We start from the raw sequence: 11,785 nt of genomic DNA, 5'->3' as shown, positions 1-11,785 counted from the left end.
GTCAGTTACAGATAAGCTGACTGACACACTGCTATCGGGAGCAAGCCCCCTCCCACAATGGTTTTGTGGTGTTTTGAAGACTCAGGTCAGAGGCCACCCGTTGCGTTGAATCCCACGCCCAGTACCGTCAACACCGACAGTGGCAACAGCAGCGTATCCAGGACTGCGCTTGCCGGTAGGTCCACGCCAGGATAAGCCGGGGCCTCAGCGCCAAACCGGTCCTTGGCGCAGCAACCGCCGTTCATTGCATACAGGTCCAAGCGCGTGCCGGCATACACTACCGGCGCGCCAGGTTGCGCCGCATCCAGCGTGCGTGCGGTCGCGCAGCCCGTCAGTTGCAACGCAAGCAACAGCAACAGCGCCTTATTCATCACTGCTCAGATGATGTTCACCCCAACGTGGCAGCATGTCCTGGGGAATATTCAGCAGGTTCAGAATGCGCGCCACCACGAAATCCACCAGGTCATCGATGGTCTGCGGCTGGTGATAGAAGCCTGGCGAGGCCGGCAAGATGGTCACGCCCATGTTCGACAACTTCAGCATGTGTTCCAGGTGAATGCTCGAATACGGCGCTTCGCGTGGTACCAGGATCAACTGGCGACGCTCCTTCAGCGTCACATCCGCCGCCCGCTCGATCAGGTTGTTACAAGCACCCGTCGCAATCGCCGACAAGGTACCGGTGGAACACGGCACCACCACCATCGCGGCCGGCGCGCCGGAGCCGGAGGCGACCGGCGACATCCAGTCTTCTTTGCCGTAGACCTTGATCTGCCCCGCCGCCGCACCGGTGTATTCGGTGAGGAACGCCTGCATCGTCTGGACCTTGGCCGGCAGCGCGACATCGGTCTCGGTCGCCATCACCAACTGCGCCGCCTTGGAGATCAGGAAGTGCACTTCACGGTCTTCGCGTACCAGGCAATCGAGCAGGCGCAACCCATAGGGCGCGCCGGAGGCGCCGGTCATCGCCAGGGTGACGCGCTCGGGGCCGCTCATTTCAGCGCCTCGGCCAATTTACCGTGCAGGCCGCCAAAACCGCCGTTGCTCATCACCACGACGTGAGTGCCAGGCGTGACCCGTTGCTTGACGTGTTCGATGATGCCTTCGATCGAGTCGCAGACCTTCGACGGCACCGTGCACAGCGCCGCAATGGCCGGCAGGTCCCACCCCAGGTTGGCCGGCGCGTACCAGACCACCTGATCGGCGTCGTTGACGCTTTCCGGCAAGCCATCGCGGTGCGCACCAAGCTTCATCGAGTTGGAGCGCGGCTCGACAATGGCAATGATCGGCGCGTCGCCAACACGTTTGCGCAGGCCGTCCAGGGTGGTGGCAATCGCCGTCGGATGGTGGGCGAAGTCATCGTAGATCGTCACCCCATTCACCTCGGCGACCTTTTCCATACGGCGCTTGACGCTCTTGAAAGCGCTCAACGCGGCAATCCCCATGGAAGGCACCACGCCCACATGGCGTGCCGCCGCCAGGGTGACCAACGCGTTGGCGACGTTGTGCTGGCCAGTCATGCCCCAATCGACGATGCCCTGGGACTCCCCCTCAAACAGCACTTCAAACCTTGAACCGTCGTCGCTCAGCAGTTTGACCTGCCACTGCCCGTGCGCGCCGGTGGTTTGCACCGGGGTCCAGCAGCCCATCTCGATCACGCGCTGCAACGCAGGCTCAGTGGTCGGGTGGATAACCAGGCCTTCACTCGGGATGGTGCGCACCAGATGATGGAACTGCCGCTCGATCGCCGCCAGGTCAGGGAAGATATCCGCGTGATCGAACTCAAGGTTGTTCAATATCGCCGTGCGCGGGCGGTAATGGACAAATTTGGAACGCTTGTCGAAGAACGCGCTGTCGTACTCATCCGCCTCAATCACGAAGAACGGCGTATCGCCGAGGCGCGCCGACACCGAGAAGTTCTGCGGTACACCGCCGATCAGGAAACCCGGGCTCATGCCCGCGTGCTCCAGCACCCAGGCCAGCATGCTGCTGGTGGTGGTCTTGCCGTGCGTGCCGGCCACCGCCAACACCCAGCGGCCTTGCAACACATGGTCCGCCAGCCACTGCGGGCCGGAGACATAAGGCAAACCTTTATTGAGCACGTACTCGACCGCCGGGTTGCCACGGGACATGGCATTGCCGATCACTACCAGGTCGGGCACCGGGTCGAATTGCGACGGGTCATAGCCTTGGGTCAGCTCGATGCCCTGTGCCTCGAGTTGCGTGCTCATGGGGGGGTAGACGTTGGCATCGGAGCCGGTGACATGATGGCCCAGCTCTTTGGCCAGAACCGCCATCGAACCCATGAATGTGCCGCAGATACCAAGAATATGAATGTGCATAGTCGACCTCGTAAAACATCGAGGCAGGTTAGCGCAGGGAGGGGCAAATGGCACTCTTTTACCTACACACGGCGCTTGCCCTGGCAGGCTGCCGCCCCCTCCCCCGGAGTCCAATGCCCGGACACTGCGCCAGTACCCGACCAAACGCTATTATTAAACGACTTGCGCAGATTCCTGAGGCGCCTCTTCCTGCAAGACATTAAGCATACGAACAATCATTTTCTGGATAACTTCGTTTCTTTTATCCAGCACATCAAGGCGCGATGTCATGGAAGTTTCAGGCGTCAGCAATGGATTCTTATAAGGTTTGAAGATGAACTCGTTATGTTCGGCGAGCGCCTTCAAGGAAGTTTCGGCGGCGTCATATAACTTTTCCAGATGATCAAGACGTGCACTCGACTCCGTTGGCCAGCCTGCCGACTTATCCAACGCAAGCCCCTTACCTCCTTCGGCAAATGACTGGATGGTATTAGCCGTCAACAGCAGCTTTAATTCCGCGTTTTCCAGGCGTAACTGCAGATCTTGCGCCGATGGCTGGGGCAGCTCGTTGCCCAAGCCTGCCGCCCCTTTGGACTGTTGGCTGGGTGCCGGCTGGTGCGCGGGAGGCAACAAGGGCGTATTGGCGGAGAACGCGCCCTTGATCTGCTCACCGCTCCAGACGGAGCCTGCATAGGTCGCAATGCTCAGGGGCGTGCTGACCAGCCCATTGACCGCGGCATTGACAAAAGCGTCGCGGGTCACCGTTTTCAAGTCTGGCCCCGTCTTGAAAACACCCGCCTTGACCAAGCGGTCTGCCGTGATCATGTTCTGTACAACATCACCCATCGTCTTTGGAGCAGGGTGCGAATGTGAAGGAAGCTTGGCACCCGCGGCACCAGTGCTCTTCATATCCAACAGGAGTTTTTTGAAGTTTTGATTAGCCAGCACTCGATGCGGATCAGACGGAACGTTAGGCAAGTTCGTACGGGGAACAGGTAGGTACTTACCTGCAGTACCCGCAGCAGGTACCTCGACTTTTGGCGGGCTGATTTTATGGAGAGCACTTTTAAACGGGTTAAAAATAGCGGGAATTCTCATAGCAATCACCTTATTGAGCCAATCATTCAGTGGCACTCAATAAGTGGATAAAAAAATTCCCCAGTTCCACATATCCACACACAGTAGAAACTACATAATTACCCCTGTTCACGTTTAATACGCAACTCGACGCCATACTTACGCAACTTTCGATAGAGGGTATTACGGCTGACCCCCAACTGCTCGGCGGCACGGGTCATCTGCCAGCGCTGTTGTTCCAGGACGCTGACCAACGCCAGGCGCTCGGCATCCTCCAGCATCGAGCGGGACGGCACATCCACCACGCCTTGGCGCGTTGACGCCTGGCGAATCATGGCGGGCAAGTCATCCAGGCCGATCCATTCGTCATCGCACAACGCGACCAACGTGCGTAACACCGTACGCAACTGCCGCACATTGCCCGGCCAGGCGTACGCCAACAGTGCCTGGCGCGCTGCGGCGCGCAGCGAAACCGGCTGCCCGCTGGCTTCCTGCTCCAGCACAAACGCCAGCAACTGCTCTTTATCACTGCGCTCACGCACTGCGGGCAAAGAAACTTCCAGGCCGTTCAGTCGATAGTACAAGTCCTCTCGAAAGCTGCCTTCCTGCACGCGCTCAATCAGATTGCGGTGCGTGGCGCTGACAATTCTGACATTCACCGCCTGGGGCTCGCCGCCCAGGGGCACCACCATGCGATCTTCCAGCACCCTCAAGAGCCGCGATTGCAACGCGAGCGGCATGTCACCGATTTCATCGAGGAACAGCGTGCCCCCGTCGGCCTGCTGCAACTTGCCCTGCATGCCTTCCTTACGGGCACCCGTGAAGCTGCCGGCACGATAACCAAACAGTTCACTTTCAATCAGGCTTTCCGGGATGGCCGCACAGTTGAGGGCGATAAAGGCTTTATCGGCACGCTGACTGGCCTGGTGCACGGCCTTGGCGAACGCTTCCTTGCCGGACCCGGTTTCACCGCTGACCAGCAACGGTACGTCGCGCTCGAAAACCCGCAGCGCCTTGCGAAAATCGTTTTGCAGGGCCGGATCGCCCAGGCAGATCCCCAGCTGGCGAGGCGGCTCGGTCTTCACCGCAGGAACCGGCATGGCGACCGGTACGCTGCGCGACTGCCCCCTCACAGCGGCGAACAACTGCCGGCCATCACGGGTGCGCAACGGCCAACTGGCCGTGGCATTGGCGCTGGCCCGCCCAAGCATCTGGTCCAGAGAACAGTCGAAATAGGCTTCCACCAGCTGCCCTAACAAGCCGCTGCGCCCCTGCCCCAGCAGGTTCAATGCGCTCTGATTGACCGCACAGATACGCCCGTCCCCATCGAACGCCACCAGCCCTTCGCTGAACAGCCCCACCGACTCGGCTTGCAGGTGAAAACGCAACAGCCAGTGATGTTCAAAATGCCGCAGGAAATAGCAGCTCTCGATCATCTTCGCCGACAGGTTCACCAGTGCCATGGTGTGGAACTGGCTCTGGCGCGACACCGCCTCCCGCGCAGATGACACATCCAGCACCGCGAGCAATTCACCTTGCGGGTCGAACACCGGGCTCGCCGAGCAGGTCAGCCCGGTATGACGGCCGCGAAAATGCTCGTCGCGGTGAATGGTCAGGGACTGGCGCTCCACCAGGCAGGTGCCGATGCCATTGGTCCCCTCACAGGCCTCGCTCCAATCGGCGCCGAGCCACAGCCCGGCGCGCTCGAAAATCTTGCGCTCGGACGGCGCGGTCACACAGTTGAGGATCACCCCGCGTGCATCGGTGAGCAGCACGGCATGGCCGGCGCCCGATAATTGCTGGTGCAGGCTGTTCATCTCGCTGCCCGCAATGTGCAGCACTTGTTGCAGGCGCTCGCGGCTTTCCAGCAGGCGGCCGTGTTCAAGCACGGTGGGGGCGAGGGTCTGGGCGGGGTCGAGGTGATAGTCCTCCAGGCAGCGCAGCCAGGAGCGGGCGATGGACGGGTCGCTGCCCGGGCCCTGGGAAAGGTCTTGCCCACGGGTAACGGTCAAGACTTGCTGGGCATGGCGACTGAAATGATCGTTGTGCATGTTCTTATTATTCTCCCTGCGTGAGAACAGCCAGCATCCCCCAGCCATCCGACCATTGCAATCCCGGGCAGACCCGCCGGTCACAGGCTGTATCGCGTGTGGCACAAACTGTCACACCACCTGTACCAGCTACGTCACAGCAACGCCTTGCAACAAACCCTAACCCCTTGATTTACCTGGCTCGCGCAGCAGTGGCCCAACCTTTGCTCTACGCTTTATCAAGCGCTTTGCGCTGCACTCCAATAAACATAAAAGCCAGGAGATACCCACCATGCGTTACGCACACCCCGGTACTGAAGGCGCTATCGTTTCGTTCAAGGCCAAGTACGGCAACTACATTGGTGGCGAATTCGTTGCGCCTGTCGAGGGCAACTATTTCACCAACACCTCGCCGGTCAACGGCAAGCCTATCGCCGAATTCCCCCGTTCCACTGCCAAAGACATCGACAAGGCGCTGGACGCCGCCCATGCCGCCGCTGACGCCTGGGGCAAGACCTCGGCCCAGGACCGCTCGCTGGTGCTGCTGAAAATCGCCGACCGCATCGAGCAGAACCTCGAACTGCTGGCCATCACCGAAACCTGGGACAACGGCAAGGCCGTGCGTGAAACCCTCAACGCTGACATCCCGCTGGCGGCCGACCACTTCCGCTACTTCGCCGGCTGCATCCGCGCCCAGGAAGGCACCAGCGCCGAAATCAACGAACACACCGCCGCCTACCACTTCCACGAGCCCCTGGGCGTAGTCGGCCAGATCATCCCGTGGAACTTCCCGCTGCTGATGGCCGCGTGGAAACTCGCCCCGGCCCTGGCCGCCGGCAACTGCGTGGTGCTCAAGCCTGCCGAGCAAACCCCGCTGGGGATCAACGTGCTGCTGGAAGTGATCGGGGACCTGCTGCCGCCGGGCGTGCTGAACGTGGTGCATGGCTTCGGCAAAGAAGCCGGCGAAGCGCTGGCCACCAGCAAGCGCATCGCCAAGATCGCCTTCACCGGTTCCACGCCGGTGGGCTCGCACATCATGCATGCAGCGGCCACCAACATTATTCCGTCCACCGTTGAACTGGGTGGCAAGTCGCCGAACATCTTCTTCGAAGACATCATGAAGGCCGAGCCTTCGTTTATCGAAAAAGCCGCCGAAGGCCTGGTGCTGGCGTTCTTCAACCAAGGTGAAGTGTGCACCTGCCCGTCGCGGGCGCTGGTGCAAGAGTCGATCTACGACGACTTCATGAAGGTGGTGATGAAGAAGATCGAACAGATCAAACGCGGCGACCCGCTGGACACCGACACCATGGTCGGCGCCCAGGCGTCCGAGCAGCAGTTCGACAAGATCCTGTCCTACCTGGATATCGCCAAGGGCGAAGGCGCGCAACTGCTGACCGGCGGTAAGGTCGAGCAGCTCAGCGGCGACATGGCCGGCGGCTATTACATCCAGCCGACCCTGCTCAAGGGCAATAACCAGATGCGCGTGTTCCAGGAAGAAATCTTCGGCCCGGTGGTGAGCATCACCACCTTCAAGGACGAAGCCGAAGCCCTGGCCATTGCCAACGACACCGAGTTCGGCCTGGGCGCCGGTGTATGGACCCGCGACATCAACCGCGCCTACCGCATGGGCCGGGCGATCAAGGCCGGTCGCGTGTGGACCAACTGCTACCACCTGTACCCGGCGCATGCCGCGTTTGGCGGTTACAAGAAATCCGGCGTGGGCCGTGAAACGCACAAGATGATGTTGGATCACTACCAGCAGACTAAAAACCTGCTGGTCAGTTACGACATTAATCCGTTGGGCTTTTTCTAACTAATACCCCTCTCCTGCATTTGAAATGCACTCAACTGTGGGAGGGGGCTTGCTCCCGATAGCGGTGTTTCATTCGCACCCCTGTTGCCTGATACACCGCTATCGGGAACAAGTCCCCTCCCACATTCGGCACACAGAGGCCGAGTTAAAAACAATAAGAATGGAAGGTACTTCCCATGCCTAGCGAACCCACGAGTTCTTCCGTCGACTTCGAAAAAGTCGACTCCGAATACTTCCAACAACGCGAACTGAAAAAAGGCGCCGCCGGCTGGGTACTGCTGGTCGGCCTTGGCGTTGCCTATGTCATCTCCGGCGACTACGCCGGGTGGAACTTCGGCCTGGCCCAAGGTGGCTGGGGCGGCATGTTCCTGGCGACATTGCTGATGGCCACCATGTACCTGTGCATGTGTTTTTCCCTGGCCGAACTGTCCTCGATGATCCCCACCGCCGGCGGCGGCTACGGGTTTGCACGCAGTGCCTTCGGCCCTTGGGGCGGGTTCCTCACGGGCACCGCCATCCTGATTGAATACGCCATTGCGCCCGCCGCCATCGCGGTGTTTATCGGGGCTTATTGCGAGTCGCTGTTCGGCATTGGCGGCTGGATGATTTACCTCGCGTTCTACATCCTCTTTATCGGCATCCACATCTTCGGCGTGGGCGAAGCCCTGAAGCTGATGTTTGTGATCACCGCCATTGCGGCCATTGCCCTGGGGGTGTTCCTGGTGTCGATGGCGCCGCACTTCAACATCGCCAACCTGCTGGATATCCCAGTGACGCAAGCCAAGGGCGCCAGCACCTTCCTGCCCTTCGGCTACGTCGGGGTGTGGGCGGCGATTCCCTATGCGATCTGGTTTTTCCTCGCCGTAGAGGGCGTGCCCCTGGCCGCCGAGGAAACCAAGAACCCCAAGCGCGACCTGCCTCGGGGCCTGATCGGCGCCATTGTGGTGCTGACTAGTTTCGCCTTGCTGATTCTGGTCATTGCACCGGGCGGCGCGGGCACTTATGCGCTGATCAAGTCGGGTAACCCGCTGGTTGAAGCGCTGGCGCTGTCCTACGGCGGTTCGACCTGGATGGGCGGCTTCGTCAACCTGGTCGGCCTGGCCGGGCTGATCGCCAGCTTTTTCTCGATCATCTACGCGTATTCGCGGCAGATCTTCGCCTTGTCCCGCGCCGGTTACCTGCCGCGCAAACTGTCCCAGACCACCAAAAGCAAAGCACCGGTCTTTGCCTTGGTGATCCCCGGCATCATCGGCTTTGTCCTGTCGCTGACCGGCCAAGGTGATTTGCTGATTCTGGTGGCGGTGTTTGGCGCGACCATTTCCTACGTACTGATGATGGCCGCGCACATCACCTTGCGCATCCGTCGCCCCAAAATGGACCGTCCGTACCGCACACCGGGCGGGATCTTTACCTCGGGTGTCGCCTTGGTGCTGGCCTGCGTGGCCGTGGTGGCGGGCTTTCTGGTCGACCCTCGCGTCGTCATTGGCGCCGCGATCATCTATGGAGTATTAATTGCTTACTTTGCTTTCTACAGCCGGCATCACTTGGTAGCAGGCACGCCGGAAGAGGAATTCGCGGCGATCCAGGCCGCGGAAGCCGCCTTGCACTGAAATGCCGTAAACCTCGGCGCGGGCGCCTTGCCCGTGCCGCCAAGGAGACACTGTATGGCAAGTTTTTCTCACGCAGTGGGTACGCAAACCTACCGCTTCGACAGCCTCAAGGACGTGATGGCCAAGGCCAGCCCTGCACGCTCCGGGGACTTTCTTGCCGGCGTGGCCGCGCAGAACGACGGTGAACGGGTGGCCGCGCAGATGGCGCTGGCGAATATCCCGCTGAAGCACTTTCTGCAGGAAGCGCTGATCCCGTATGAAAGCGATGAAGTCACCCGGCTGATCATCGACACCCATGATCAACAGGCGTTTGCCGCCGTCAGCCACCTGACCGTCGGCGGCCTGCGCGATTGGCTGCTCAGCGAGGCCGCCGATGAACAATCCCTACGCGCCCTGGCGCCAGGGCTGACACCCGAAATGGCCGCCGCCGTATCGAAGATCATGCGCGTGCAGGACCTGGTGCTGGTGGCGCAGAAGATCCGCGTGGTCACAAAGTTTCGCGGCACCCTGGGCCTGCGCGGGCGCTTATCCACCCGCCTGCAGCCCAACCACCCGACGGATGAACCGGCGGGCATCGCCGCGAGCATTCTCGATGGCCTGCTCTATGGCAATGGCGACGCCATGATCGGCATCAACCCGGCCACCGACAGCATCGCCTCGATCTGCGCCATGCTGGAAATGCTCGACGCGATCATCCAACGCTACGAAATCCCCACCCAAGCCTGCGTGCTCACCCATGTCACCACCTCCATCGAGGCGATCAACCGTGGCGTGCCGCTGGACCTGGTGTTTCAGTCGATTGCCGGTACCGAGGCGGCCAATGCCAGTTTCGGCATCAGCCTGAGCGTGCTGCAGGAAGGTTACGACGCCGGCCTGAGCCTGAACCGCGGCACGTTGGGCCAGAACCTGATGTATTTCGAAACCGGCCAGGGCAGTGCCTTGTCGGCCAACGCACACTTTGGCGTGGACCAGCAAACCTGCGAAACCCGTGCCTACGCCGTGGCGCGGCATTTCAAGCCATTTTTGGTCAACACAGTCGTAGGATTTATCGGCCCGGAGTACCTGTACAACGGCAAACAGATCATCCGCGCCGGCCTTGAAGATCACTTCTGCGGCAAATTGCTGGGCGTGCCGATGGGCTGCGACATCTGCTACACCAACCACGCCGAAGCCGACCAGGATGACATGGACACCCTGCTGACCCTGCTGGGTGTGGCCGGGATCAACTTCATCATGGGCATCCCGGGCTCCGACGACATCATGCTCAACTACCAGACCACCTCGTTCCACGATGCCTTGTACGCCCGCCAGACCCTGGGGCTGAAACCGGCACCGGAGTTTGAACAGTGGCTGGCGAAAATGGGCATCTTCACGCAAGCCGACGGCAAGGTGCACTTCGGCAACAGCCTGCCACCAGCGTTTCGCCACGCCTTGGCGCAATTGGGATGAAGGAGCCGCCTGTGCAACCCGTAGAACTCCCCGACAACCCCTGGCTGGAACTGCGCCGCCTGACGCCGGCGCGCATTGCGCTGGGCCGCACCGGCACCAGCATTCCCACCCAGGCGCAGCTGGATTTTCAATTCGCCCACGCCCAGGCGCGTGACGCGGTGCACTTGCCCTTCGACCACGCCGGCCTGAGCCGCCAACTGGCCGAACGTGGCCGTGACAGCCTGTTGCTGCACAGCGCCGCCGTCGACCGGCATATGTACCTGCAACGCCCGGACCTGGGGCGACGCCTGAGCGATGACTCGGCGCAACAGTTGCGCGACTACGCGAGCGCCCACCCTGGCGGGGTCGACCTGGCCGTGGTGGTCGCGGATGGTTTGTCGGCGCTGGCGGTGCATAAACACACGCTGCCATTTCTGACGCGCATGGAAGAACAGACCCACGCCGAAGGCTGGTCTTTATCTCCCGTCATTCTGGTGGAACAGGGCCGTGTGGCGGTGGCCGACGAAATCGGCCAATTGCTCGGCGCCAAGATGGTGGTGATCCTGATCGGCGAACGTCCAGGGCTAAGCTCGCCAGACAGCCTGGGGCTGTATTTCACCTACAACCCCAAGGTAGGCCTCACCGACGCTTACCGTAATTGCATCTCGAATGTGCGCCTGGAGGGGCTCAGTTACGGCATGGCGGCTCATCGCCTGCTTTACTTGATGAAAGAGGCGTGCCGCCGGCAACTGTCGGGCGTCAACCTCAAGGACGAGGCGCAGGTTCAGACCATCGAGTCGGATGATCCGGACCTGATGAAAGGGAATTTCCTGCTTAGCCCAGCGGATGACCGATAGCCGCATGATTGCGCTTTTTAGCGCCATTAGGCAGCATCGAGTCACGGCCGCTTGCGTGGTCATCCCCCCATTTGACGTCGAGGCCTGACATGCGGATTACTCAAGCGACCCTGGAACACCTGGACCTGCTGACGCCCCTGTTCGTCAAATACCGCGAATTCTACGGCGCATTGCCGTTCCCGGACTCCTCGCGAAACTTCCTGGAAAAGCGCCTGCGGCGCAAGGAGTCGGTGATCTATCTGGCCCTGGCGGATGACGACGACAAGAAACTGCTCGGGTTCTGCCAGCTGTACCCAAGCTTTTCGTCGTTGTCGCTCAAGCGCGTGTGGATTCTCAACGACATCTACGTCGCCGAAGACGCCCGCCGCCAACTGGTGGCGGACAACCTGATGCGCACGGCGAAGAAGATGGCCAAGGAAACCCAGGCGGTGCGGCTGCGAGTATCCACCAGCAGTGACAATAAGGTGGCGCAGAAGACCTACGAGTCGATCGGGTTTCGTGAAGACACCGAGTTCAAGAACTATGTATTGCCGATCAGTGAAGACTGACCGCAGAACACCCTCAATCACCTGTGGAAGGTGACCTGTGGGAGGGGGCTTGCTCCCGATAGCGGCAGGTCAGCCAATCGATGTATCGACTGACACTGCGCTAT

General features: G+C 60.8%; 10 protein-coding genes. 5 read left to right on the top strand and 5 right to left on the bottom strand.

Going from position 1 to position 11,785, the window contains the following annotated elements; genetic code table 11:
- Positions 1 to 86 precede the first annotated feature (86 nt).
- The 5 genes from ACQRBT_RS27175 to ACQRBT_RS27155 all read right to left on the bottom strand — a co-directional run bounded on the left by ACQRBT_RS27175 (position 87) and on the right by ACQRBT_RS27155 (position 5,446).
- Positions 87 to 371 (bottom strand): YceK/YidQ family lipoprotein, encoded by a 285-nt coding sequence (locus ACQRBT_RS27175; protein WP_060754739.1) that lies wholly within the window; start codon positions 369 to 371, stop codon positions 87 to 89.
- Positions 364 to 993 (bottom strand): flavin prenyltransferase UbiX, encoded by a 630-nt coding sequence (ubiX, locus tag ACQRBT_RS27170; protein ID WP_060754740.1) that lies wholly within the window; start codon positions 991 to 993, stop codon positions 364 to 366. Before ubiX ends, ACQRBT_RS27175 begins: the two co-directional genes overlap by 8 nt.
- Positions 990 to 2,339 carry a UDP-N-acetylmuramate:L-alanyl-gamma-D-glutamyl-meso-diaminopimelate ligase gene (gene mpl, locus ACQRBT_RS27165; protein ID WP_090365629.1) on the bottom strand — a complete coding sequence of 450 codons (1,350 nt, stop codon included), beginning with the start codon at positions 2,337 to 2,339 and terminating at the stop codon, positions 990 to 992. Before mpl ends, ubiX begins: the two co-directional genes overlap by 4 nt.
- Positions 2,340 to 2,492: 153 nt before the next feature.
- Positions 2,493 to 3,416: a hypothetical protein gene (locus ACQRBT_RS27160; RefSeq protein ID WP_412047414.1), complete on the bottom strand. Its 924-nt coding sequence runs from the start codon at positions 3,414 to 3,416 to the stop codon at positions 2,493 to 2,495.
- Positions 3,417 to 3,514: 98 nt separating this feature from the next.
- Positions 3,515 to 5,446, bottom strand: coding sequence for a sigma-54-dependent Fis family transcriptional regulator (locus ACQRBT_RS27155; RefSeq protein WP_412047415.1), 1,932 nt, complete (start codon positions 5,444 to 5,446; stop codon positions 3,515 to 3,517).
- A 271-nt stretch (positions 5,447 to 5,717) separates the two neighbouring features.
- Here ACQRBT_RS27155 and exaC point away from each other — a divergent pair, with 271 nt between their 5' ends.
- The 5 genes from exaC to ACQRBT_RS27130 all read left to right on the top strand — a co-directional run bounded on the left by exaC (position 5,718) and on the right by ACQRBT_RS27130 (position 11,681).
- Positions 5,718 to 7,238: an acetaldehyde dehydrogenase ExaC gene (exaC, locus tag ACQRBT_RS27150; RefSeq protein WP_104996070.1), complete on the top strand. Its 1,521-nt coding sequence runs from the start codon at positions 5,718 to 5,720 to the stop codon at positions 7,236 to 7,238.
- Positions 7,239 to 7,414: 176 nt separating this feature from the next.
- Entirely contained in the window at positions 7,415 to 8,848 is a 1,434-nt protein-coding gene (eat, locus tag ACQRBT_RS27145) for an ethanolamine permease (RefSeq protein WP_412047416.1), read from the top strand.
- Positions 8,849 to 8,902: 54 nt separating this feature from the next.
- Positions 8,903 to 10,297 (top strand): ethanolamine ammonia-lyase subunit EutB, encoded by a 1,395-nt coding sequence (locus ACQRBT_RS27140; RefSeq protein ID WP_161548436.1) that lies wholly within the window; start codon positions 8,903 to 8,905, stop codon positions 10,295 to 10,297.
- Complete coding sequence (gene eutC / locus ACQRBT_RS27135) at positions 10,294 to 11,133, top strand: ethanolamine ammonia-lyase subunit EutC (RefSeq protein ID WP_104996073.1); 840 nt, start codon at positions 10,294 to 10,296, stop codon at positions 11,131 to 11,133. Before ACQRBT_RS27140 ends, eutC begins: the two co-directional genes overlap by 4 nt.
- A gap of 89 nt (positions 11,134 to 11,222) precedes the next feature.
- Positions 11,223 to 11,681, top strand: a complete 459-nt coding sequence (locus ACQRBT_RS27130) for a GNAT family N-acetyltransferase (RefSeq protein WP_060754748.1) — start codon at positions 11,223 to 11,225, stop codon at positions 11,679 to 11,681.
- Positions 11,682 to 11,785: the final 104 nt, after the last annotated feature.

It is taken from the genome of Pseudomonas sp. R19M, assembly GCF_050312585.1.
Classification (GTDB): domain Bacteria; phylum Pseudomonadota; class Gammaproteobacteria; order Pseudomonadales; family Pseudomonadaceae; genus Aquipseudomonas; species Aquipseudomonas palleroniana.
Note: the sequence above shows the minus strand (reverse complement) of the source record. Positions and strands in the feature narration are given on the sequence as shown.

Bases quoted from the DNA above. Each gene is read 5' to 3' on its own strand.
- exaC (WP_104996070.1), top strand. From the start codon at position 5,718: ATGCGTTACGCACACCCCGGTACTGAAGGCGCTATCGTTTCGTTCAAG.
- ACQRBT_RS27175 (WP_060754739.1), bottom strand. From the start codon at position 371: ATGAATAAGGCGCTGTTGCTGTTGCTTGCGTTGCAACTGACGGGCTGC.
- ACQRBT_RS27130 (WP_060754748.1), top strand. From the start codon at position 11,223: ATGCGGATTACTCAAGCGACCCTGGAACACCTGGACCTGCTGACGCCC.
- eutC (WP_104996073.1), top strand. From the start codon at position 10,294: ATGAAGGAGCCGCCTGTGCAACCCGTAGAACTCCCCGACAACCCCTGG.
- ACQRBT_RS27160 (WP_412047414.1), bottom strand. From the start codon at position 3,416: ATGAGAATTCCCGCTATTTTTAACCCGTTTAAAAGTGCTCTCCATAAA.
- eat (WP_412047416.1), top strand. From the start codon at position 7,415: ATGCCTAGCGAACCCACGAGTTCTTCCGTCGACTTCGAAAAAGTCGAC.
- ACQRBT_RS27140 (WP_161548436.1), top strand. From the start codon at position 8,903: ATGGCAAGTTTTTCTCACGCAGTGGGTACGCAAACCTACCGCTTCGAC.
- ACQRBT_RS27155 (WP_412047415.1), bottom strand. From the start codon at position 5,446: ATGCACAACGATCATTTCAGTCGCCATGCCCAGCAAGTCTTGACCGTT.
- mpl (WP_090365629.1), bottom strand. From the start codon at position 2,339: ATGCACATTCATATTCTTGGTATCTGCGGCACATTCATGGGTTCGATG.
- ubiX (WP_060754740.1), bottom strand. From the start codon at position 993: ATGAGCGGCCCCGAGCGCGTCACCCTGGCGATGACCGGCGCCTCCGGC.